Raw genomic sequence first — 23,786 nt, forward strand, 5'->3', positions numbered from 1 at the left:
CCCCCGACCTACTTTGCGGCTGGTGTCTGAGCTAGGACTCCCGGGCCGGCGCCGGGTGGCCGCGGCGGAGCACGGCGAGAACCACCAGCGGCGTGGTGGCGAGCAGCCCTGCGAGCACCGCGAGGACGGAGTAGCTGCCGCCGGCGAAGATCGCGCCAGCGGACAGGCTCGCGAAGGCCCCTGACCCCCACACGATGGCGTCGACGAGTCCCTGCAGTTGGGTCCGCACGTCCTCGGGCAGATCGCGACTCAGCAGCGCACTCCCGCCGACGAAACAGAGGTTCCAGCCGTACCCCAGCAGGAACAATGCGAGTGGGAGTCCGACCGTGTGTGACGTCGGCGCAGCGGTCGCCAGGGCGGCTGATGCGATGAGCACTCCCGCACCACAGGAGATCGTCATCCGGCCGCCGAGGCGGTCGGCGAGCCGGCCGGACAGCGGCGAGAGGGCGAACATCCCCACCAGATGGGCCGACAGGACCCAGCCGACCACGCCCAGGCCGTGTCCGTGTTCGTGGAGTTGCAGCGGGGTCATGGTCATCACCGCCACCATGGCGAGTTGCGCAGCCACCATCCCGCTCAGCGCGATCCTGACGGTCGGCAGCCGGAGCGCCCGGCCGATGCCGCGCTCGAAAAGCCGCGTTGCGCCCTGCGGTCGCTGCGGTCGCGACCGCGGAAGCATGAGATTGACCGCGGCGGCGACGCCGGTCGCCAGCATGGCCAGCAGATAGGTCCCCGTGTACGGCGGGAGTCCGGCCCGCTCGGAGAGGCCCGCGGCCGGAGCGATCATGCTCGGCCCCAGGACGGCACCGATCGTTCCGCCCCAGACGACCAGGCTCAGGACGAAGCCCTTTCGATCGGGTGGGTAGAAGTCCGCCGCGGCGTACCGGGAGAGTTGAGCGCTGCTGTTGCCGACACCGAGAAGAACGATGCCGACGGTGAGCAGCAGCACACCGCCACGGAGGACAGCGACCGTGGCGAGCGCCCCACCGAACGCGGCGAGGACATAGCCCAGGAGGACCCCGGCACGCCGGCCGCGGTTGCGCATCAGGGTCGCCGAGCCCAACGCACCGAGCGCGGTCCCCACCACGCCGGCGGCGGTGGGCACTCCGCTCCAGGCGCGACCAGCGATGTCCGACGCAATCAGCGTGGCGACGGCACTCGCCGGGACCAACGCGATGTTCATCAGCGCGACCCCGACGATCAGCGCCCCGGTCGCACGTCGGCGGGAACCGACCGTGATGACGGACGGAGCTGAGCTCTGGGTCTGGGCCATGGTCTCGAATGCTAACCAGGCCCACCCACACCGCTCAGCACCTCGTTGGCCGGTTCACGGGTGAGGACGGACGTCAGCAGCGTAGATCACCACCGGACCGCCCCTGCCTGACCGACGCCGCGCAGGATGCTCCTCCGGGATCAGTACAGGTGGCACGCCACGTCGACGTTGCCCGTCCGACGCAGGTGCGGGTCCTCGCCGGGGTGGAAGTCCACGGCCAGCGTGCCCTCATCCGCCTCGACCCGCGCGACGCCCCGCCACAGCGGCTCCTCCGGATCGTTCGCCCGAACGCGTTCCACCAGGGCCGTCAGGTCGGCCTGCCCACGACCCCGACCGGGGGTGAGACGCGCCCGATGCGCGGCGACCTCCAGGCTGTCGAGGTTGCCGATCGCCGCGCGCTCGGCGGTGTAGGTCTCCTCGTCGAGGTCCAGCCAGTGCTGTTCGAGCAGTGCCCGCAGGTCGCGGGTCTCCCAGCCACACTTCTCGAACGCCACCGGGCATCGCGGATGGAACGCACAACCGAGTGGCGGCGCCGCGGCGTCGGGGATCTCGCCCCGGGGAAGGTCGCGGGGGATGGACTGGCTCGGGTCAGGTTCGGGGACCGCGCGGAGTAGCGCCTTGGTGTAGGGATGTTTCGGATCGGCGAAGATCTCCTCGACCGCGCCGATCTCGACGATCCGGCCGAGATACATGATCGCCACCCGGTCACAGAAGAACTTCGCTGTCGCCAGGTCGTGGGTGATGTAGACGTAGGTGAGGTCGAGGTCCCGCTTGAGGTCGAGCATCAGCTCGAGAATCTTCGCGCGCACACTCATGTCCAGCATCGAGACCGGCTCGTCGGCGACGAGCAACTCGGGACCGAGGATGATGGCACGGGCCAGGACGGCTCGCTGCTTCTGACCACCAGACAGGTCGCTCGGGTACTTGTGGAGGAACCTCTCGACGGGTGCGAGCCCGACGCGTTCGAGAGCCTCGACCACCTTCGCCCGACGTTCGCTCCGGGACGCCGCGAGCCGGTGGATCTGCAGCGGGTGCCCCACCGCGGTCTCGATGTCCATGGAGGGGTTCAACGCCGCACTCGGGTCCTGGAACACCATCTGCAGCTGCCGCCGCATCGGGCGGAGCTGACGTTCGGACAACCTGCCGAGCTCACGGTCGCGGTAGTGGATCTCTCCCCCGGTGGGACGAACCAGCCCGAGTAGCGCTCGGCCGAGCGTCGTCTTACCGCTGCCGGACTCTCCCACCAGGCCGAGCACCTCGCCCTTGTGGAGTTGGAACGTCACACCGTCGACGGCCCTGACCACACCGGAGCCCGCGCCGACGAGCCGGCCGAGCGAGCTGCCCCGCAGGTCGTAGTGGACCTCGAGGTCGCGGACGTCGAGCATCGTCCCGCCGCCGGCCGGCGGAGCAGGCAGGCGAGGTGCGTCAGGCTTCGTCGGCAACGCTGATCTCCTCCCGCACCAGGGGTTGGGTCCCGCCGTCCGGCACCTTCTCGGCGGGTCCGTGCAGCCAGCACGCGACTCTCGAGCCCACCGGCGTCCGCACCTCCTCGGGCTCCTGGTCCCGGCACATCCGCATAGCGTCGGGGCAGCGCGGATGGAACCGGCAGCCCGTCGGTGGATCCACGCAGTCCGGCGGCGCACCGGGAATGTAGTGCAGTCCGGTCGTACGCAGGGAGATCGTCGAACGCAGGAGCTCCCGGGTGTAGGGATGCCGCGGCGTGGTGAACACCTCCCGGGCGTCACCCTCCTCGGCCAACTTGCCGGCGTACATCACGGCAACGCGGTCGCAGGCCTCGGCGACGATGCCGAGGTTGTGGGTGATGAGCAGCAGCGCGGTGTCGAAGTTGCGGCGCAGGTCGGCGAGGATTCCGATGATCTGTGCCTCGACGAGGACGTCGAGTGCGGTGGTCGGCTCGTCGGCGACCACGAAGGCCGGGCGCAGGACCAGTGCCAGGGCGATCATGATCCGTTGCCGCATCCCGCCGGAGAACTCGTGCGGGTAGGAGCGGTAACGCGTCGGCGGGATGCCCATCCGGCGCAGCGTGTCGATCGACCGCTTCCGGATCTCGTCGCGGCTGATCCGCGGGGCGTGGGTTCGCAGGGTCTCCTCGAAGTGCTCCGATATCCGCATCAGGGGATTCAGTCGGGTCAGCGGCTCCTGGAAGATCATGCCGAGCTCGGGCCCGCGCAGGCTTTCCAGCTCGCGACGTCCGGTCGTCAGCAGGTCCTGCCCGCGGAACCGGATCTCGCCGTCGCAGGCGGCACTCTCGGGGAGCAGGCCGAGCAGCGCCCGGCCGATCGTCGACTTGCCGCAGCCGGACTCGCCGACGAGCCCGAGCGTCTCCCCCGGCCGCAGGTCGAAGGACACTCCGTCGACGGCCCGCACCGGACCACGGTCCGTGCCGTACCACACCCGCATGTCGCGGACATCGAGCACGGGTTCGGCGCCACCACCTGTCGCCGTCACGCCGCGCCTCCCTTCCTCGCATCCGCATCGGAGGGCTCCACTTCCGCCCCGGCCGCCTGCCGCGGGGGCAGGACCACGGGAAGCAGGCGCCGGACGCGAAGCGTCGGGTTCAGAGTCTCGTTCAGCCCCTCGCCGACCAGGGTGAGTGCCATGACGAGTAGGACGATCGCCGTTCCCGGGAAGACCGCCGTCCACCAGATCCCCGACGTGGCGTCGTCGATGGCACGGTTGAGGTCATATCCCCACTCGGCGGCCTCCGTCGGTTGGATGCCGTAACCCAGGAATCCCAACGCGGCAAGGGTTCCCACCGCGTCCGCGGCATTGAGGGTCGCGATGACGGGAACGCTCTGCACGACGTTGGTGAACAGGTAGCGGGACATGATGACGTGCGGCGGCGCGCCCAGCGCCCGGGCCGCTTCCACGTAGGTCGCCTGCTTCGCACTCACCGTGCTGTTGCGTACGACCCGGAAGTACTGCGGGATGTAGACGGCCGTGATGGCGACGGCCGCGGTGGTCACTCCCCCGCCGAGCTTGTCCGCGAGCAGGAACGCCACGACGATCGCCAGCAGGAGGTAAGGGAAGCAGAACAGCGCGTCCATCACCAGGACGAGGATCCGGTCGAGCCAGCCGCCGACGAAACCGGACACCAGGCCGAGCACCACCCCGATGGCGATCGTCAACACCAGCGAGAGGACGACGACCTTCAGCTCCGTCCGGGCGCCCCACACGACGCGGGAGAACACGTCGAACGTCTGGACGCTCGTGCCGAACAAGTGCTCACCCGACGGCGCCTCCTGCTTGGGGAACCGTTCCCCGTCGGCGCCTGCCACCTGATCGAACCGGAACGGTGCGATCAGCGGCGCGAACACCGCCAGCACCACCATCAGGCCGGTGACGAAGGTCCCGGCGACCAACATGCCGCGGGCGATTCCCGCCGACTGGCGGTAGGGGGTCGCGATGACGAACGCGGTCCGGGACAGCAGGTTCCGCCGTCCACCGGAGTCACGTAGTGGCTCGCCTGCCTGCACGGTAGGGGTGATGGCCATCGGCTCAGTACCTCACCCTCGGGTCGATGAACGCGTTGACGACATCGATGACCACGCTGATCCCCACCACCAGCAAGGCGAAGACGGTCATGATGCCCTGGACGGCGACGTAGTCGCGGGCGTTGATGTAGCGGACCAGCTCCGAGCCGATCCCAGGCCAGCTGAACGTCGTCTCGGTGAGGATCGCCCCACCAAGCAGCAGCGCGACCTGCAGCCCGAGGACGGTGATGAAGGGCACCATCGCATTGCGGAACGCATGGTGGAGGACGACCCGCCGCTCCGCGATGCCACGTGCCCTCGCCGCCTCCACGTAGTCGTCGCGCAGCGTCTGCGCGACATTGACCCGGATCAGGCGTACGAAGACACCCATCAGCAGAAGTCCGAGCGTCACGGCCGGTAAGACGATGTGGAGGAGCCCGTCGACAAATGCCTCCGAGTCACCGGCCAGAGCCGCGTCGAGGAGGAAGATGTTCGTCACCGGTTCGATCGTCGCCTGTGCCAGCGGACCGGCCTGGCGCCCGGACGGCAACAACCCCAGCTTCCCCGTGAACACGATGATGGCGACGATCCCGACGAAGAACACCGGTGCGGCATAGGTGAGGATCCCGAAGAGGCGGATCACCACGTCCAGCCAGGAGTTCCGATAGCGGGCGGCCAGCAGGCCGAGCGGGATGCCGACCACGAGCGCGAAGAGTACGGCCGCGACGGTGAGGCTCAACGTGGCCGCGCCGTTGACCAGCAGGATGGTGCTGACGGCCCGGTTGTCGCTCACCGTCGTGCCGAAGTCGCCTTGCAGGACCTGGCTGATGTAGTCGGCGTACTGGACGATGAGCGGCCGGTCGTATCCGGCGGCCTCGCGACGGCGGGCAAGCTCCTCAGGAGGGAGGCGACCGCCCAACGCCGCCGAGATCGGGTCACCCGGCGCCACCCGCAACAGCAGGAACACCATCGTCAACAGCACCAGCACGTTGGGGATCACCAGGAGCAGGCGTACGACGAGGTAGTTCCGCAGGGAGCCCGATCGGGCCGCCATCGTCATGCCACCTTTCTCGTCAGCAGGAGCGATCTCGTCTGCTGTGGCCTCAGTTGCCCAGCACCGGGCACACCGAGGGCTCCATCACCGAAGTGCCGAGACACGTGGTGACGGAGCCCAGGGTGAGCCGACTACTCGGCCTTGCTCGTGTCGACCAGCCAGAACCGGAAGGTGTAGAGCGGGTCGAACGTGTCCTCGACACCGGTGACACCGTCACGGACAGCGGCGATCATGCTGTCCTGCCAGAGCGGGATCACCGGTGCGTCCTCGGCGGCGATGGTCTGCAGTTCCTTGAACAGCGCCTCGCGTTCGGTCTGGTCGGCGGTGGACTTCTCCTGTGTCAGCAGGTCGTCCACCTTCGGGTTGGAGTAGCCGTAGCCGTCGCCGATGAAGTTCTCCGTGGCGTAGAACGGCGAGAGGTAGTTGTCGGTGTCAGGGAAGTCCGGGTACCAGCCCAGCTGCCAGCCGTCGTAGGCGCCGGCGGCGTAGTCGGTCTTGTACTGCTCCCAGGCCGCCGACTTCAGCGAGATCTCGAACAGTCCGCCGGCTTCGAGCTGTCGCTCGATCTCGGAGAACATGTCCGCCGATGCCTCGCCGTAGTGGTCCGGGCTGTACCACAGCGTCGCCTTGACCGGAGTCGTCGCACCGGCGTCCTCGAGCAGGCTCTTGGCCTTGGCGGCATCGGGCTCCTCGCCGAACGAGGTCTTGAACGCCTCGTCGTGTCCGGGCAGCCCCTCGGGGACCATCGTGTAGAGCGGGGTCACAGTGTCGTTGTAGACCTGCGTGGCGATGGTCTGCCGGTCGAGCAGGGCCGCGGCCGCCTGGCGTACTTCCTTCTTGGCGAACGGGCCCTTCTTGGTGTTGAAGGTGAGGTACTGGATTCCCGTGCCGTCGCCCTTCACGACACTGACGCCCTTGTCGGCGCCGTTGGTCTCCAGGTCCTTCAGCAGGGTCGGGGCGAGTGACCGGTAGGCCACCTGCACCTCATTACTCTCGACCGCGCTCTTGAGGCTCGCTTCGTCCTTGTAGATCTGGACGAGGACCTTGCCGTTGGCGAGCTTCTTGTCGCCGGAGTAGTTCTCGTTGGGTTCGAGGACGATCTGCTGCGAGGGGTCGAACTTCGTGACCTTGTAGACGCCCGAGCCGATGATGGTGTCGTTGCCCATCTCCTGCAGCTTGTCGCCGGGGTACTTCTCGTCCGGCACGATCGACGCGGCGCCGGTGGTCAGCCGGAACGGCCAGGTGGAGTCGGCGAACTTGAGGTGGAACACCACGGTCTGCGGGTCCTTGACCTCGGTCGAGTCGAGCTGGTCGGCGAAGATGCTCGACGGGCCGTTGGGATCGGCGATCTTCAGCATCCGGTCGAAGGTGAACTTCACGTCCTCGGCGGTCAGTGGGCTGCCATCGGAGAAGGTGAGGTCCTTCTTCAGCGTGCAGGTGTAGGTCTTCGGATCACTGAAGTCGCATTTCTGCGCCGCGTCCGGCTCTGGTGTCGTCCCGCCCGGAGGAATGGACAGGAGGGTTTGCGCGGTGTTGTAGAGGATTTCCCAACCCGGGTTGTCGTACGAACCCGCCGGGTCGACCGTGCCGAAGGCATCGGTTGTCCCAAACACCAAGGGGGCTTTGTCTTCGGCCGACTCGCTGCCTGAATCGGTGCCCCCGTCGTCGCCACCACCACACGCGGCAAGGGCGAGCAGCAGGGTGCTGCCCGCCGCCAGCGCCTTGACCCTACGGCTGGTGCTTGGTCGCATATTCCACCTCAGTCGTCAACGGATTGGCCGGGTTGCGGTCCGCCCCGCACGATAGCTGTACGTGGCCGGGACCGGAATGTCCGGACCGTGCGGGCAGAGTCGCAATTGGGCAACGAATCGCGGCGGACCGCTGCCGAGGGCCGCCATCCTGCGCAACGGCTCCGCAGCGCAGTCGTGTAGTCGCTGACCGCTATCGGTTGGTGCTGAGGGCGCGGACGACCAGCTCCACCAGCTGCCGCACCCTGGACTGCCTGACGACCGCCGCGGCGGACTCCCGCTCGATGCCGGTCACGGCGTCGAGGAGGATGACCGCCACGTCATGTGCGGTGATCCCCACCCCGTCGAAGTCGAGCCCCTCGGTCGCCGTGGCGAGCAACTCCTCCACGATCGCGACCAACCGCAGGTGGAACGACGCCATGAGGTCGCCGGCCACGCTCGCGGTCTCCGCCAGCAGCTCACGGTGGGCCTCGTCGTCCCCGCCGAGCTGGCCGACCAGGTCGAGCCGCACCATGAGGATGGCTGACAACCGCTCGCCCACCGGGGCGGCCGACCCGCGGGCGCGCTCGGCACCGGTGAGGGCGGAATCGAGCAGGCGTACGCCCATCGCCCGGAAGACCTCCTCCTTGCCGGTGAAGTACTGGTACAACGCAGGACGGGACAACCGTGCCGTCCGGGCGATCGTGTCCATGGACGTACGCCGATAGCCGTAGCGGGCGAAGCAGCGGAGAGCGGAGTCGAGGATCTGCTCCCGTCGGGCGGTGGCGACAGAGCCGTGGGGCGCGGACACAGCTGACAATCCTGGCACAAAGTGTCAGCTTGTTGCATCAGGGCTCAGGTGTTGAAGTAGTTGGCCTCAGGGTGGTGGACGACGATCGCGTCGGTCGACTGCTCGGGATCGAGTTGGAACTCCTCCGACAAGCTGACGCCGATCCGCACCGGCCCGAGCAGGTCGACGATCTTCGCTCGGTCCTCCAGATCCGGACACGCGCCGTAGCCAAGGGAGAAGCGCGCCCCCCGATAGCCGAGCTTGTGGATCATCTCCTGCACGTCGTCGCGCTTGTCCTCCTCGGCGTAGCCGAGTTCGCTCCGGATCCGCGCGTGCCAGTACTCCGCCAGGGCCTCGGCGAGCTGCACGGACAGCCCATGCAACTCGAGGTACTCGCGGTAGTGGTTGGCCTCGAACAGCTTCGCCGTCTCCTCGCTGATCCGCGAGCCGATGGTCACCACGGTGAAGCCGACGACGTCCCGCTCTCCCGACTCCTCCGGACGGAAGTAGTCCGCCAGGCACAGGTGCCGGTCCCTGCGCTGCCGCGGAAAGGTGAACCGGCAACGCTCGGACCCGTCGTCGTCGAAGACCACCAGGTCGTCACCCTTGCTCGCGCAGGGGTAGTAGCCGTAGACGACCGCCGCCTCGAGCAGGTTGTCGGTCTGGACGCGGTCCAGCAGGGCGCGCATCCGGGGACGACCTTCGGTCTCCACCAGTTCGTCGTAGGACAGGCCATCCTTGCCACGGCCGGGCTTGAGGCCCCACTGGCCGAGGAAGAGGGCACGTTCGTCGATCATCGAGGCGTAGTCGGCGAGCGGGATGCCCTTCACCACCCGGTCCCCCCAGAACGGCGGAACCGGCACCGGGTTGCTCACCGAGACATCGGAGCGGGCCGGCATCTCCTCTGGCGGCGTCTCCTTCAACTGCCCGCTCCTGACCCGTCGCTGCCGAAGGGCCGGGAGAGCCGCGCCGGGGACGCCGCGCTTGACGCCCATCACGGCGTCCATCAGGCGCAGCCCTTCGAAGGCGTCGCGGGCATAGCGGACCTCACCGTCGTACATGCCGGCGAGGTCCTCCTCGACGTAGGCCCGGGTCAGCGCGGCACCACCCAGCAGCACCGGCCAGTCGTCACCCCTACCCCGAGTGTTGATCTCCTGGAGGTTCTCCTTCATGATCACCGTGCTCTTCACGAGCAGGCCGGACATCCCGATCGCGTCCGCGCGGTGTTCCTCCGCGGCGTCGAGGATGTGGTTGATCGGCTGCTTGATACCGAGGTTGACCACGGTGTAGCCGTTGTTGGTGAGGATGATGTCGACGAGGTTCTTGCCGATGTCATGGACATCACCCTTGACGGTGGCGAGCACGATAGTGCCCTTGCCTTCGTCGTCGGTCTTCTCCATGTGGGGTTCGAGAAACGCGACAGCTGCCTTCATGACCTCTGCCGACTGGAGGACGAACGGCAGCTGCATCTCGCCCTTGCCGAACAGCTCGCCGACGACCTTCATGCCGGCGAGCAACTCGTCGTTGACGATCTCCAGGGCGGCGCGACCACTGTCAAGTGCGGCTTGCAGGTCGTCTTCGAGGCCGTTCGCCTCACCGTCGATGATGCGCCGCTGCAGCCGTTCGCCGAGCGGCAGGGAGGCGAGTTCCTCGGCCCGGCTCGCCTTGGCGTCCGACGCCTTCACGCCGGAGAAGAGCTCCAGCAGCTTCTGCAGTGGGTCGTAACCCTCGGAGCGCTTGTCGTAGACGAGGTCGAGAGCGACCTGACGTTGCTCTTCAGGGATCCGGGAGATGGGAAGGATCTTGCTCGCGTGCACGATCGCGGAGTCGAGCCCGGCCTTCACACACTCGTGCAGGAAGACCGAGTTGAGCACCTGGCGAGCCGCGGCGTTGAGTCCGAACGAGATGTTGGACAGGCCGAGCACGGTCTGCACGTCAGGGTGCGCCTCCTTCAGCCGACGGATCGCCTCTATGGTCTCGATGCCGTCCTTGCGACTGTCCTCCTGCCCGGTGGCCAGGGTGAACGTCAGGCAGTCGACGAGGATGTCACTCTCGGCCATCCCCCACTTCTGCGTGAGTGTCTCGATCAGCCGCTCGGCGATGGCGAGCTTCGTGTCCGCCGTGCGGGCCTGTCCCTCCTCGTCGATCGTCAGGGCCACGACGGCGGCACCGTGCTCCCGCACCAGCGGCATGACCTGCGCGAACCGGCTCTCCGGGCCCTCACCGTCTTCGAAGTTGACCGAGTTGATCGCGCAGCGGCCGCCGAACATCTCCAGGCCGGCCTCGATCACCGCGGGCTCGGTGGAGTCGAGCATGATCGGCAGGGTCGACGCCGTGGCGAGCCGCGCTCCGGCCTGGCGCATGTCGGCCACGCCGTCGCGTCCCACGTAGTCGACGCAGAGGTCGAGCACGTGGGAACCGTCGCGGATCTGTGCCCGGGCGATGTCGACACAGTCGTCCCAGCGGCCGTCGATCATCGCCTCGCGGAACGCCTTGCTGCCGTTGGCGTTCGTACGTTCACCGATCGCGAGGTAGGACGTGTCCTGGCTGAACGGCACGTGCTGGTAGAGGCTCGACATCCCCGGCTCGGACCGTGGTTCGCGAGACGTCACCGCTCTTCCTCGGACCCGCTCGACGAGCTGGCGGATGTGCTCCGGCGTCGTACCGCAGCAGCCGCCCACGAGGGCCAGTCCGTAGTCCTTCGTGAACTGTTCGTGGGCGTCGGCGAGTTCGGGCGCCGTCAGCGGGTACGCCGCACCGTCGGCGGTGAGCTCGGGTAGTCCGGCGTTGGGCATGCAGGACAAGGGAGTCCGGGCGTGTTGGGCGAGGTAGCGCAGGTGCTCGCTCATCTCCGCCGGCCCGGTCGCACAGTTGAGGCCGATCACGTCGATGCCCAGCGGTTCCAACGCGGTCAGGGCCGCGCCGATCTCGGAGCCGAGGAGCATGGCGCCGGTCGTCTCGACGGTCACCGAGACGATGATCGGTACGTCGACCGCTTCGTCGGCACGAGCGGAGGCCGCCGCGATGGCCCGCTTCGCACCAAGGATCGCCGCCTTGGCCTGCAGGAGGTCCTGGCACGTCTCCACGATCAACGCGTCGGCACCGCCGTCGATCAGGCCGGCGGCGTTCTGCTGGTAGGCGTCACGCAGCGTGGCGAACGCCACATGCCCCAGGCTCGGGAGCTTGGTGCCGGGTCCGAGCGAGCCGAGCACCCACCGGGGGTACTCCGGCGTCGCGTGTGCGTCCGCTGACTCCCGGGCCAGCCGGGCGCCGGCCTGGGAAAGTTCGTACGTACGGTGCGGGATGTCGTATTCGTTCAGAGCGGCGAAGTTGGCACCGAACGTGTTGGTCTCCACACAGTCAGCACCTGCAGAGAAGTACGCGTCATGGACGGATCGGACGATGTCGGGTCGGGTGACGTTCAGGATCTCGTTGCAGCCCTCGAGCCCTTCGAAGTCGTCCAGGGTGGGCTCATGGGCCTGCAACATCGTGCCCATCGCGCCATCCGCCACAAGGACGCGTTCTGCGAGCGCCAGGCGGAAAGGGCGGATACTGCGGGCGGTGCCGGTCACCAGGAAGCTCCTCGGGGTGCGGGGACGAAAATCTTCAGCGCACCCAGCGGGTCCACCTTCTGGACCGCTCTCTTGCGCTCCGAGACGAGTGTCCAGTTCCGGGTACGGCAGGTTGCGGCCGGCGGCACAGGGCGTACACGTAGGCTTGCGGAGGTGGCACGCGGTCGAGCGGGCGAGGGCGCCCGGCGCGGAGGAGGACGATCTACGTGACCGAGCTCGAAGGCTCGCTCCAGCTGCAGGATCCTGTCTTGCTCGCCGCCTTCGAGGGATGGAACGACGCCGCCGACGCCGCGAGTGCCACCCTCGACCATCTCGCGAGGGTGTGGAAGGCACGGACCATCGCCACGCTCGACGCCGACGACTACTACGACTTCCAGGTCAACCGGCCGACGGTCCACCTCGACAACGGCGTACGCACCATCACCTGGCCGACCACGCGCGTCCTCGTGGCCACGCCGCCTGACGCGCCGCGTGACCTGGTCCTCGTCCGCGGTATCGAGCCGAACATGCGGTGGCGGCAGTTCTGCGACGAGATCCTGGCAGTCGCGGACACGGTGGGGGTCGAGATGTGTGTCCTCCTCGGCGCTCTGCTGGCCGACAGCCCGCACACCCGCCCCATTCCGGTCACCGCCAGCGCCACCGATCCCGAGTTGGCCGACGCGCTTGGGCTCACGATCTCGAAGTACGAGGGTCCGACCGGCGTCCTTGGCGTCCTCCAGGACGGTTGCCTGCGTGCGTCCATGCCGGCGGTGTCGTTCTGGGCAGCGGTACCGCACTATGTCGCACAGCCACCGTGCCCCAAGGCGACGCTTGCCCTCCTGCGCAAGGTGGAGGACCTCCTCGACGTGGCGGTGCCCCTCGGTGACCTGCCCGAAGATGCCCGGGCGTGGGAACGCGGAGTCGACGACCTCGCCCGTGATGACACCGAGGTGTCGGAGTACGTCCGCTCGTTGGAGCAGGCCCGCGACGCCGCCGACCTGCCGGAGGCCACCGGCGAGGCGATCGCCAAGGAGTTCGAACGGTACCTGCGCCGCCGCCCCGAACGCGGCGCCGAGTAGGCCCGGATCCACGGCACAGGCCGGATCCGCAGCCCACTCCGCGGACACGCAGGTACGCCGGTCCCGCCGGGCTCGCCGGGCTCGCCGGGCTCGGGTCAGAGCCGCACGCCCAGAAGGGCATCCACAGCGTCCCGGACGAGATCCGGCGCCCCGGTGTCAGGGCCGGCGTCGGCCAGGGTGGCGTCGGCCCACGCGTCGACCACGGCGAGAGCGGCCGGCGCGTCAAGGTCGGCCGCCAACGCCTCGCGGAGCCCATCCACCACCTTGCCGGCGTCGGCGCCGCTCGCCCGGTCCACCGCGGTCCGCCACCGGTCGAGGCGTTGCTCGGCCGCGCTCAGTCCCTCGGGAGTCCACTCCCAGTCGTCGCGGTAGTGGTGGGACAGAACGGTGAGCCGGATCGCCATCGGGTCGACGCCTTCGGCCCGCAGCCGCGAGGAGAACACGAGGTTTCCCTTGGACTTCGACATCTTCTCGCCGTCGAGCCCGACCATGCCCTGGTAGGCGTACACCTGGGCGAAGGGCACACGGCCCGTGAGCACCTGGGCCTCAGAGGCGCACATCTCATGGTGCGGGAAGATCAGGTCGGAGCCACCGCCCTGGACGTCGAAGCCCGTCCCCAGGTGCTCCAGCGCGATGGCCGCGCATTCGACGTGCCAGCCCGGTCGCCCGCGGCCCAGACCGGAGTCCCACGCCGGTTCGCCCGGGCGTTCGTGGCGCCAGAGCAGGCAGTCGAGAGGATCACGCTTGCCGGGCCGATCCGGATCGCCACCCCGCTCGGCCGAGAGCGAACGCATCTCCTCGCGCGAAAGGTGCGACACCTGACCGAACCTCGGGTCGGCGCCCACCTCGAAGTAGAGGTCTCCGTCCACGTCGTAGGCCACGCCACTGTCCCGCAGCCGTTCGACGGTGGCCGCCACGAGAGGGATCGACTCCACCGCGCCGACGAACTCCGCCGGCGGGATCACCCGGAGCGCCGTCAGGTCCTCGCGGAACAGGTCCGTCTGCCGGGCGGCAAGGTCCCGCCAGTCCTCGCCGGTCTGTTCCGCACGTTCGAGCAGGGGATCGTCGATGTCGGTGACGTTCTGGACGTATCTGACCGTGAGACCCGCGTCGCGCCAGGCCCGCCCCAGCAGGTCGAACGCGACGTAGGTGGCGGTGTGACCGACGTGGGTGGAGTCGTACGGCGTGATGCCGCAGACGTACATCCGCGCTCGGTCGCCGCTGGCGCTGATCCGCCGCTCGCCGCTCCCCTGGTCGTGGAGGAGCGGAATCTGACCCGCTCCAGGTAGTCGACGCACCTCCGGCGCGGCCCAGGCCTTCATGAGATCCGAGCCTAGCGGTCGCTGCCAAGTCGGCTCAGAACACCGGCCAGGGGACGGACGGCCACCCGTCGCCGGGTTGGGGCAGGCGACCCTGCCGGTGCAGCCGGGCCAGCCGGGCCCGAAGGGCGGCGATCTCGTGGGCCTCCAGGAGCTCTGACAGGGAGCGACCCACCTGCCCGTCGAGTTCGCAGCCGAGGCGTTCGAGAACGTCGAGATCGGCCTGAGGCAGTGGCTCGCCCGCCCACCCCCACAGCACCGTGCGCAGCTTGTCGTCCTCGTGGAAACACAGACCGTGGTCGATACCGAACACGTGCCCGTCCTCGGCCAGCAGGACGTGCCCGCCCTTGCGGTCGGCGTTGTTGACGATCGTGTCGACGATCGCGATCCGCCGGAGCTGGTCGTGGTCGGCGTGGATGAGGAGTACTTCGTCGCCGTCGCCGTCGTACGCCTCCAGCACCGTCCTCCAGCCGTCGGGGACCGCTCCGCGGGGGACGATGTCGACCACGCCATGGTCAGGGTCGTGCTCGATCCACAGCTGGCACATGCCCTCGCCGAACGGCCCGTCCCGCAGCACGGTGGGTGGCACGAGGTCCCAGCCGGAGGCGGCCGAGAAGAGGTAGGTCGCCACCTCGCGGCGCGCCAGGCTGCCGTGGGCGAAATCCCAGAGCGGACGCTCACCACGGACAGGTTTGTAGACCCCCGCGACCGTGACGCCGTCAAGGCTGATCGAGCAGTAGAACGTCGCATTGGACGCCGACACCAGCCGACCCTCGACCTCGATCCGGCCACGACGAAGCAACTGGAGGGTGTCGGTGCTCTCTGGCAGGAGGTCCACGTCGGTCAGTCCGGATCCGGTCCGCGTTTCAGGCCGAACGCCGGAAGCCGTTGAGCCGCGGGCACAGATGGCCCTCGGGGTCGAGCGGGTTGCCGCAGAACGGGCACGGCGGCCGGCCCTGCGACACCACGGCCATCGCCCGCTGGACGAACGCCCGAGCCTGCGCACCGGTGATGCGTACGACAAGGGTCTCGGGGCCTTCGGCCTCCGGCTCCTCGTCGACCGGGGGCGGCGGGTCGGCCTCCTCCTCGGTCACTTCGTACGCCTCGATGATGACGCGTTCCTGCTCGCTGTCCCAGGCCAGACGCAGGGTGCCCACCCGGAACTCCTCGACGATCGGTTGCTCCAACGGCTCGTCATCAGACAGCTCCTGCGGGGCGACCGCCGGGATGACGGCGCTGCCACCGGTGAGGCGCAGGACCTCGTCCAGCATCGCGTCGACGCGCTCGGCGAGGACGGTGACCTGTTCCTTCTCCACCGCGACGGTGGTGAGGAGGTCCTCCGAACGCGCCTGCAGGAAGAAGGTCCGTTGGCCGGGCTGTCCGACGGTGCCGGCGACGAACCGATGAGGAGCGTCGTGAAGGTGAACGACACGGGCCATACCTAGAAACCCTACGCGGTTCGTGTGTCGACCGTGTTCAGGGTCTACGCAGTCGAGTCAGCGGCCACGCCGTTGCCCGAAATCGCGGGCGTCCGCCCGTCAGCTGCCGCCACTTCCCGCGCCACCACCGACGGCCGCGTCGCTGTCGCCCGCCCCGCGTCGGGAGCGACGCCGGCGACGACGCGGAGGCACCAGTGCGGCAAGGTCACTTCCGGTGTCGTTGACGCGGACGACGAAGGTCTGGAGTGGCGCATAACGTACGACGCTGACCGAACAGGGATCGATCACGATCCGCTGGAACTGGTCGAGATGGACGCCCAACGCATCGGCGACGATCGCCTTGATCACGTCGCCGTGGCTCACCGCCACCCAGATGGCGTCGGGACCGTGCTCGGCTTCGATCCGGGCGTCCCATTCCCGCACTGCGGACACCGCGCGGTCGGCCATCGAACGCAGCGATTCGCCCCCCTCGCCCGGGAACGTCACACCACTCGGGTGCTGCTGGACGACCTTCCACAGCGGGTCCTTCGCCAACTTCTTCAGCGGCTGCCCCTGCCAGTCGCCGTAGCGGACCTCGCCCAGGCGCTCGTCGACGACCGCCTCCGGGCGCCCGTCCAGCGCGGTCACGGCCTCGGCGGTCTGTTGGCAGCGATCGAGAGGGCTCGTGACAAGGCCTCTCACGGGGATCGTCCCGAACCGGCCGCCGAGATTCTCAGCCTGCTTGCGTCCGACGTCGTCGAGGCCGACGCCGGCGGTCCAGCCGGCGAGGACACCGTCGGCGTTGGCTTGGGTGCGTCCGTGCCGGACGAGGAACAACGTGGCCATGACTCCCGAGCCTACGAGGTCGCTGCGCCGATCAGCCGTACGGCATGAGGACGCCGAACGCCAGCAGGGTGAGCACCCCGGCGCCGAGCAGCGCTCGGTAGACCACGAACGGCCGGAAGTCGTGGGTGGAGATGTAGCGCATGAGGAACGCGATCACGAAGTAGCCGACCGCGAAGCTGACCACGGTCGCCAGGATCGTCGGACCCCACGCCGGCGCCGTCTCGCCGCCGATGTCGAGGACCTCGAGGAACCCGGAGGCGAAGACCGCGGGGATCGCGAGCAGGAAGGAGTATTTCAGCGCGGCCTCCCGGGTGAAGCCCATGAGCAGCCCGGCCGTGATCGTGCCGCCGGACCGGGAGACGCCGGGGATCAGCGCCAGCGCCTGTGCGCACCCGAAGAGAAGGGCCTGCGGGAACGTCAGCCGGGTCAGCGGCTTGCGGTTGGCGGCCTTGGCGTCCACGATCCCGAGAATGAGGCCGAACGCGATCAACGTGATCCCGACATAGACCAGGGACCGCAACGCCGTCTCGATGGTGTCCTGGAACAGATAGCCCATGATCCCGATCGGCAGCGTGCCGACGATGATGTACCACCCCATCCGGGCGTCGGGGTGCCGTCGCAGCGCCGGCTGGAACAGCGCCACGGTCCAGGTGCGGATGATCGCCCAGATCTCCCGGCGGAAGTAGACGACGACGGCGGTCTCCGTGCCGAGTTGGATCACCGCCGTGAACGCCGCACCTGGGTCGCCCCAACCGGGCACCAACGCGCCGGCGATCCGAAGGTGCGCGCTCGACGAGATCGGCAGGAACTCAGTCAGCCCCTGCAGGAGCCCGAAGACCAGGGCGCCCAGCCAGCCGACCGTGTGGACCTGTTCCACGCTCTTACTCCCCCACGCCGGATGCCACCAGGGCGCCGGCCATCGTCTGCAGTGTGGTGATCCGCTGCTCGACGGTCGCGCCGAACGGCAGGACGGACAGTGTGCTCACACCTGCCTCGGCGTAGCGGCGGAGGCGCGCCGCGATCCGCTCGGCGGGACCCAGGAGTGAGGTGTCGTCGACGAAGGCGAGCGGTACCGCGGCCGCCGCGTCACGATGCTGGCGGGCGAGGTACAGGTCTTGTACCCGGGCCGCCTCCTTTTCGTAACCCATGCGTACGGCCAGGGCGTTGTAGAAGTTCTTGTCACGGCTTCCCATGCCGCCGAGGTAGAGCGCGGCGTAGTGGCGCACCGGGTCCGCGCACGCTGCCACGTCGTCGCCGACGACGGCTGGTACGCAGGCCACGACGTCGAACTGCTCGGTGTCGTCGCGCCCGCCCCGGGTCCGGCCCGTACGAATGTGGGTCAACGACTCCGGAAGGTGGTCCGGTGCGACGAAAACGCCCAGCCACCCGTCGGCGATCTCTCCGGCGAGCGCCAGATTGGCCGGGCCCACGGCCGCGAGGTAGAGCGGGATACGGTCACGCACCGGCCGGACCGACAGGCGCAGCGCCTTCCCCGGACCATCCGGCAGTGGCAGGGTGAAGTACTCGCCGGTCCGGTCGAGCCGCTCCCGGTCAAGGACCGTCCGGACGACCTCGACGTACTCCCGCGTGCGGTGGAGGGGCTTTCCGAACCGGACGCCGTACCACCCTTCGGAGACCTGCGGACCCGAGACGCCCAGCCCCAGCCGGAGCCTGCCGTGGGACAGCGCGTCGAGGGTCACGGCCGTCATCGCGGTCATCGCCGGAGTGCGGGCCGGGATCTGGAAGACCGCGGAGCCGACGTCCATCCGCGCCGTGCGCGCCGCCACGGTGGCGAGGATCGTCGCCGCGTCGAAGCCGTAGGCCTCGGCCGCCCAGCAGACGGCGTAGCCGAGCCGGTCCGCCTCCTCCGCGAGTGCCAGGTTGGCCGTCAGGTCAGCCGTGTCCCAGGCGCTGAGGGTCACTCCCAGACGCACGAAGGGTCCCTCCTTGTCCCGGTTGGACGTACGCAGGATCCTGCTCTCCGCGTGCTGCATGATCCTGGCGAGCGGCACGGTCCGGCGAGCCTACTTGTCGCTGCTGGGGGCCGCGCCGGCAGTGCGGGTCGACTAATGTCCCATACGCACTGCCGCCGGAACGGTCCCGCCGGCTCGGGGCGGCTGGCGTGTCGGGGACTGATTGGGGATCGTCGATGGAGCAGCGGTACCTCGGGCGGACCGGACTCAGGGTCTCCCGGCTCGCGCTCGGCACCATGACCTGGGGTCGCGACACCGACCGGCACGAGGCCCGCGACCAGCTGACGGCGTTCGTCGAGGCCGGCGGGACACTCGTCGACACGGCGGCCACCTACGCCGATGGTGACAGTGAACGGGTGCTCGGCACCCTGATCGGTGACCTGGTCCAGCGCGAGGAGCTGGTCCTGGCGACGAAGGCTGGTGTCTCCCAGCACACCGGCCAGCGACTCGTCGACGCCTCCAGGCGTACCCTCCTCGACGAGCTCGACGGCTCGCTGCGACGGCTCGAGGTCGACACCATCGACCTGTGGCAGGTCCACGCGTGGAGCGACGCCGCTCCGCTCGAGGAAACACTTGCCGCGCTGGACTTCGCGGTCTCCAGCGGGCGGGTCCGCTACGTCGGGGTGTCCAACTACACCGGGTGGCAGACCGGTGTCGCCGCGAGCCACCAGACCTCCTGGCCGGGGCGCTCACCCTTGGCATCGACCCAGGTGGAGTACTCCCTGCTCCAGCGGGGCATCGAACGCGAGGTCCTGCCCGCCGCGCGGGCGCTCGGCCTCGGCGTCCTCCCCTGGTCACCGCTCGGCAGGGGGGTGCTGACCGGGAAGTACCGCACCGGGACGCCCGCGGACTCCCGGGCCGCCTCCCCGCACTTCGAACGTTTCGTCGGCGTCTACCTCGACAAGCGCGGACACCGCGTCGTCGACGCGGTGTGCCGGGCGGCCGACGGGCTCGGACTGGCGCCGCTCGAGGTGGCTCTGGCGTGGGTCAGGGACCGGCCTGGCGTCACCGCGCCCGTGGTCGGCGCCCGGACGGCCGCCCAGCTGCGGGGCTCGTTGACTGTGGAGGACGTCGAACTCCCCACGGAGATCGTCGCCGCGTTGGACGACGTGTCGGAGATACCGCTCGGCTATCCCGAACGGACGATGTCCGAGCGGTGACCCCCGCCGCACCGGTGGCCGCAGACTGCTGCCACCCGGCTGTGCCGGTGTCGGTCCGCCACATGTCCGAATCGCGTGCCACCATGGAGCGATGGCGGAGTACGAAACGCATCAGCTGAAGCTGCCGCGCACGCTCTCCCGACGAGTGGTGCGGCAGTTGCTTGTTGAACGCGCGGAGTACGGCGGCTGGGAGCTGGCACGGGTGCGGGTCTATCCCGACGGCCGGCGCACCGTCACCCTCCGGCGCCGGATCATCAGGGTCCACAAGACCCTGCCCACGGGGGCGACCGCGGTCGCCTGACCTCGTGGCGTGTCCGGCCGCTGCGCCTGTCCGGCTGCCGGTCGGTGACAGGCTCAGGCGAGGTCGAGGAACCGGTCGAGGACGCGCGCACCGAACTCCAGCGACTCGGTGGGGACGCGTTCGTCCACGCCGTGGAACATACCGACGAAGTCGAGGTCCGGCGGCAGCCGTAGCGGCGCGAAACCGAAGCAGCGGATGCCGAGCCGGTCCCACGCCTTGGCATCCGTACCGCCCGACATGAGGTAGGGCACCGCGCGTGCCGCCGGGTCCTCCGCCGCGAGCGAGGTCTTCATCGCCTCGACCAGGGCGCCCGCGAACTCTGTCTCAGGCGCACTGTCGAAGTTGATCATCTCCCGGGTGACGTGGTCGCCGATCAGCTCGTCGATGGTGTCGAGGAACTCCTCCTGCGCCCCGGGGACGAACCTCCCGTCGACCGTCGCCGTGGCCTCTCCGGGTATGACGTTGGCCTTGTACCCAGCGTCGAGCATCGTCGGGTTGGCCGTGTTCCGCAGCGTCGCGCCGATCATCCGCGCGACGGTGCCGAGCCGCGACAGCGCCGCCTCGACGTCGTCGGTGTCCGGGTCGAGGTCGATCCCGAGCGCGTCCGAGATCTCACTCAGAAACGCCCGCGCGCTCGGTGTGATCCGGGTCGGGAACTCGTGGCGACCGATCCGGGCGACCGCCTCGGCGACTTCGGTCACGGCGTTGTGGTCGTTACGCATCGACCCGTGCCCGGCCGTGCCCCTGGCCCGCAGGCGCATCCAGGCCATGCCCTTCTCGGCCGTCTGGATGAGGTAGAGACGAAGATCGTCGCGCACCGTCAGGGAGAAGCCGCCGACCTCGCCGATCGCCTCGGTACATCCGTCGAGGAGGTGCGGGTGGTGTTCGACCAGCCAGTGGGCGCCTTTGTGGCCGCCGGCCTCCTCGTCTGCCGTGAACGCCAGGACGATCGGCCGACGCGGTGGCCGGTTGGTAAGCGCCCTGGCCCGCAGTACCGACAGGACCATTGCGTCGAAGTCCTTCATGTCGACCGCGCCCCGGCCCCACAGGCAGCCGTCGCGGATCTCCCCCGCGAGCGGGTCCACGCTCCAGTCCGCCGCCATCGCCGGCACCACGTCGAGGTGGCCGTGCACGAGCAGCGGCGACGCGGTGGGGTCGGCACCCTCCCAGCGGGCGACCAGAGTGGTACGGCCCGGCTCGGATTCGTACAACTCGGGCTCCAGGCCGGCCTCGGCGACCTTGGCCGCGACGTACTCGGCGGCCTTGCGCTCCCCCGGCCCATCGTCGTTGCCGAAGTTCGTGGTGTCGATGCGGATCAGGTCGCGGCAGAGTTGCACGACCTCGGCATCGGGGCCGGGTCCGCGGCCGAGGTTCTGGCCGGACGGGGTGACTGTCGGCTCGTCGGTCATACGTCACATCCTGCCGCGTACGGCTGGCGACGTCGCCGGTTGGGCCCGGTGACTTCGCTCCCAGCCGGGGAGCGATGGCAGGGCCTCCTGTCGTACGGTGCCTTCCGGACAGTTTGCTACAGTGAGCGCCGCGCACCGCGGCAGGTGGGTGCGACCTTGTCCGGGTGGCGGAATTTGGTAGACGCGCTAGCTTGAGGTGCTAGTGCCCGCAAGGGCATGGGGGTTCGAGTCCCCCCTCGGACACGACCACTACGCCCATCGGTGGCGTGGGTGGAGTCGGCTCCGGCTTCCAGGGCCGCGCGACGGCTGGCTGGTGTCCCCCGGCTGAGCGCCTTGATGATTTCTTCCGCGAAGATCGTAGTTCGCCATCGACGGATATCACCGCGGACCCAGCGCAATTTCATGTCTGAACTTGACGAACAAAATCTTGAAGTCAACGCATTTAGGCGCCCGCCTAGAACGTCGGCCACTTCCCGCGACCAATCAGCGAGAGTCTTGCCGACGCCACGATGGTGAGGGCGAAGGTGCCGTTGCTGTCCTCCATTTCCTGAGCGTTAACATTGAACCTTGATTGCGCGTCGATCACGATCGAGCCCTGAGAGCTGGATATGTACGCGAATCCGCCCCTAGTCGAACTTGTCGACATCTGGAAGAACTTCGGCGCGGTTCAGGCGCTACGAGGCGTCAGCTTGAACGTCAGGCCCGGCGAGACCCACGCACTCGTTGGCGACAACGGTGCTGGCAAGACGGTCCTGATGAAGATATTGGCGGGTGTTTATCAGCCGGATTCCGGAACGATCGCTGTCGATGGTTCGGTGAGGCACTTCTCGTCGCCGCGTGAGTCTCGTCAACATGGCATCGAGATGATCTATCAGGACTTTGCGCTGGCCGAGAACCTCGACGTTCGGTCCAACATCTTCCTCGGGCGGGAGGTGCGAAGGAAAACAATCGGCAAGCTTCTTCGCATTCTGGACCGCCCATACATGGACAAGGAGGCATGTCGGGTCCTGGCCTCGCTCGACGTCGAACTTGATCCGCGCCTCAAGGTCAGCCACCTATCTGGCGGTCAACGTCAAGTTGTCGCCATCGGGCGTGCGCTTGCCTTCAACGCCAGGCTCGTGATCATGGATGAGCCAACAGCGAACTTGGCCGTCGGAAAGGTCAAGAAGCTGTTCGAATTGACCAGACGGCTACACGATCTAGGAATTGCAGTGATCGTCGTGTCCCACAGGATAGACGAGACCTTATGTGTAGCTGATCGCCTCACCGTCCTTCGCCAGGGTCAAGTAATCGGGCGATTTCGATCGGGCCAGCTGTCCGAGGCACGAATCAGCCATCTCATCTCCAGCGGCCTGTCGGACCTCGGCGGGTGACGGTACGGCTGATGACACGGACCGGCCTGCGCGAGTTCCTGGATTCGAGGCGCACCAGCCGCCCGGCCCGTCTGCGGCTGCGAATCAAGAACCTGGCCGGCGACTACGGCACCTTTGGACCGCTGTTCGTCCTGATCCTGGCGATCGCCGCCTTCTCGGTGGTGAACCCACGCTTTCTGTCGGCCTCGAACCTGTCGCTGGTGCTGGGTCAGGTGACGGTGATCGCAGTGTTGGCTCTCGGTCAGACCTTGATCATCCTGACCGCCGGTATCGATCTGTCGGTAGGTGGAATCGCGGTCTTTTCGTCGATCTTGATGGCGAATCTTGCCGTCGGTGCCGGGCTGCCGGGTGGGCTCGCACTGGTCGTCGGATTCACCCTCGGCGCCGCCATGGGTGCGGTGAACGGTGCGCTGGTCACAAAGATAGGACTGCCGCCGTTCATCGTGACCCTGGGGACACTGAGCATCTTCTTCTCCCTCAATTTCGTGGTGTCCGAAGGCGCCACCGTCCGGGGCGCCGACATGCCGCCGATCATGACCTGGACCGGAATCACGTTCGCCGTCGGCGATTTCCGGATCACGTACGGCTCCATCATCATGCTGGCGTTGTTCGCGTACTTTGCGTACGCCCTCGGTCAGACGTCCTGGGGCAAGCACATCTATGCCTCTGGAGACAACGATGAGGCAGCGCGTTTGGTCGGGATTCGCACGGGTCGGGTGTTGTTCTCGGTCTACACCGTGGCAGGGCTGCTGTATGCCATCGGTGCGTGGATCCTGATTGGAAGGCTGGCCTCGGCGAGTCCGAACATCGGCGTCGAGTACGCCCTCGACTCGATCACCGCGGTTGTCCTGGGTGGCACCGCCTTTTCGGTGGCCGTGGTGGTGTGCTCGGCACGTTGGTCGGTGCCTTGATCGTCGGTGTGTTTCGGAACGGACTGCAGATCTCCGGTGTCCAGGTGGTCTGGCAGGGCTTCGCCATCGGCCTCATGGTGCTTGTCGGTGTCGCCGTCGACCAGTGGA

The 23,786-nt window shown here is 68.3% G+C and carries 20 protein-coding genes and 1 tRNA gene; 6 read left to right on the forward strand and 15 right to left on the reverse strand.

Translation table 11 applies throughout. The annotated features are described in order from the left end of the window. Positions 1-31 precede the first annotated feature (31 nt). The 8 genes from ABN034_RS15735 to metH all read right to left on the reverse strand — a co-directional run bounded on the left by ABN034_RS15735 (position 32) and on the right by metH (position 11,910). Complete coding sequence (locus tag ABN034_RS15735) at positions 32-1,273, reverse strand: MFS transporter (protein ID WP_349691750.1); 1,242 nt, start codon at positions 1,271-1,273, stop codon at positions 32-34. Positions 1,274-1,413: 140 nt separating this feature from the next. Next, positions 1,414-2,715, reverse strand: coding sequence for an ABC transporter ATP-binding protein (locus ABN034_RS15740; protein ID WP_349691751.1), 1,302 nt, complete (start codon positions 2,713-2,715; stop codon positions 1,414-1,416). Then, positions 2,699-3,742: an ABC transporter ATP-binding protein gene (locus ABN034_RS15745; protein ID WP_349691752.1), complete on the reverse strand. Its 1,044-nt coding sequence runs from the start codon at positions 3,740-3,742 to the stop codon at positions 2,699-2,701. The genes ABN034_RS15740 and ABN034_RS15745 overlap by 17 nt, the downstream gene beginning before the upstream one ends. Next, complete coding sequence (locus tag ABN034_RS15750) at positions 3,739-4,788, reverse strand: ABC transporter permease (protein ID WP_349691753.1); 1,050 nt, start codon at positions 4,786-4,788, stop codon at positions 3,739-3,741. The genes ABN034_RS15745 and ABN034_RS15750 overlap by 4 nt, the downstream gene beginning before the upstream one ends. A gap of 4 nt (positions 4,789-4,792) precedes the next feature. Next, complete coding sequence (locus tag ABN034_RS15755) at positions 4,793-5,821, reverse strand: ABC transporter permease (RefSeq protein ID WP_349691754.1); 1,029 nt, start codon at positions 5,819-5,821, stop codon at positions 4,793-4,795. A gap of 131 nt (positions 5,822-5,952) precedes the next feature. Continuing rightward, a complete protein-coding gene (locus ABN034_RS15760) occupies positions 5,953-7,572 on the reverse strand; it encodes an ABC transporter substrate-binding protein (protein WP_349691755.1) in 1,620 nt (539 codons plus the stop codon). Between the two features lie 190 nt (positions 7,573-7,762). Beyond that, a complete protein-coding gene (locus tag ABN034_RS15765; protein ID WP_349691756.1) occupies positions 7,763-8,359 on the reverse strand; it encodes a TetR/AcrR family transcriptional regulator in 597 nt (198 codons plus the stop codon). 44 nt (positions 8,360-8,403) lie between these two features. After that, positions 8,404-11,910, reverse strand: a complete 3,507-nt coding sequence (gene metH, locus ABN034_RS15770; protein ID WP_349691757.1) for a methionine synthase — start codon at positions 11,908-11,910, stop codon at positions 8,404-8,406. A 206-nt stretch (positions 11,911-12,116) separates the two neighbouring features. Between metH and ABN034_RS15775 the strand changes: the two genes are divergently transcribed. Further along, positions 12,117-12,968, forward strand: a complete 852-nt coding sequence (locus tag ABN034_RS15775) for a PAC2 family protein (RefSeq protein ID WP_349328526.1) — start codon at positions 12,117-12,119, stop codon at positions 12,966-12,968. Between the two features lie 95 nt (positions 12,969-13,063). Here ABN034_RS15775 and mshC read toward each other — a convergent pair whose 3' ends face one another. The 6 genes from mshC to ABN034_RS15805 form a co-directional block, all read right to left on the reverse strand. Further along, a complete protein-coding gene (gene mshC, locus ABN034_RS15780) occupies positions 13,064-14,290 on the reverse strand; it encodes a cysteine--1-D-myo-inosityl 2-amino-2-deoxy-alpha-D-glucopyranoside ligase (RefSeq protein WP_349691758.1) in 1,227 nt (408 codons plus the stop codon). Between the two features lie 34 nt (positions 14,291-14,324). Continuing rightward, on the reverse strand, positions 14,325-15,125 hold the full coding sequence (locus ABN034_RS15785) for an SCO1664 family protein (protein WP_349691759.1): 801 nt from the start codon (positions 15,123-15,125) through the stop codon (positions 14,325-14,327). A gap of 28 nt (positions 15,126-15,153) precedes the next feature. Next, positions 15,154-15,726 (reverse strand): DUF3090 family protein, encoded by a 573-nt coding sequence (locus tag ABN034_RS15790; protein ID WP_349328523.1) that lies wholly within the window; start codon positions 15,724-15,726, stop codon positions 15,154-15,156. A 99-nt stretch (positions 15,727-15,825) separates the two neighbouring features. Further along, positions 15,826-16,551, reverse strand: a complete 726-nt coding sequence (locus ABN034_RS15795) for a histidine phosphatase family protein (protein ID WP_349691760.1) — start codon at positions 16,549-16,551, stop codon at positions 15,826-15,828. A gap of 31 nt (positions 16,552-16,582) precedes the next feature. Continuing rightward, entirely contained in the window at positions 16,583-17,428 is an 846-nt protein-coding gene (locus ABN034_RS15800) for an undecaprenyl-diphosphate phosphatase (protein ID WP_349328521.1), read from the reverse strand. Positions 17,429-17,432: 4 nt separating this feature from the next. Next, positions 17,433-18,563, reverse strand: coding sequence for an LLM class F420-dependent oxidoreductase (locus tag ABN034_RS15805; protein ID WP_349691761.1), 1,131 nt, complete (start codon positions 18,561-18,563; stop codon positions 17,433-17,435). 137 nt (positions 18,564-18,700) lie between these two features. On the opposite strand from ABN034_RS15805, the gene ABN034_RS15810 reads away from it, so the two are divergent. Further along, on the forward strand, positions 18,701-19,684 hold the full coding sequence (locus ABN034_RS15810; RefSeq protein WP_349691762.1) for an aldo/keto reductase: 984 nt from the start codon (positions 18,701-18,703) through the stop codon (positions 19,682-19,684). 91 nt (positions 19,685-19,775) lie between these two features. Then, positions 19,776-19,985 (forward strand): DUF5703 family protein, encoded by a 210-nt coding sequence (locus ABN034_RS15815; protein WP_349328518.1) that lies wholly within the window; start codon positions 19,776-19,778, stop codon positions 19,983-19,985. Between the two features lie 53 nt (positions 19,986-20,038). Here ABN034_RS15815 and ABN034_RS15820 read toward each other — a convergent pair whose 3' ends face one another. Continuing rightward, entirely contained in the window at positions 20,039-21,394 is a 1,356-nt protein-coding gene (locus ABN034_RS15820) for a M20/M25/M40 family metallo-hydrolase (protein ID WP_349691763.1), read from the reverse strand. Positions 21,395-21,552: 158 nt separating this feature from the next. Here ABN034_RS15820 and ABN034_RS15825 point away from each other — a divergent pair. From ABN034_RS15825 to ABN034_RS15835, 3 genes are all read left to right on the forward strand, one after another. After that, positions 21,553-21,637, forward strand: a tRNA-Leu gene (locus tag ABN034_RS15825). Between the two features lie 365 nt (positions 21,638-22,002). After that, positions 22,003-22,767, forward strand: coding sequence for an ATP-binding cassette domain-containing protein (locus tag ABN034_RS15830; RefSeq protein ID WP_349691764.1), 765 nt, complete (start codon positions 22,003-22,005; stop codon positions 22,765-22,767). Between the two features lie 11 nt (positions 22,768-22,778). Then, positions 22,779-23,678, forward strand: coding sequence for an ABC transporter permease (locus ABN034_RS15835; RefSeq protein ID WP_349691765.1), 900 nt, complete (start codon positions 22,779-22,781; stop codon positions 23,676-23,678). Positions 23,679-23,786: the final 108 nt, after the last annotated feature.

Origin of the sequence: Actinopolymorpha sp. B11F2 (genome assembly GCF_040195635.1) — a bacterium.
Taxonomy (GTDB): Bacteria; Actinomycetota; Actinomycetes; order Propionibacteriales; family Actinopolymorphaceae; genus Thermasporomyces.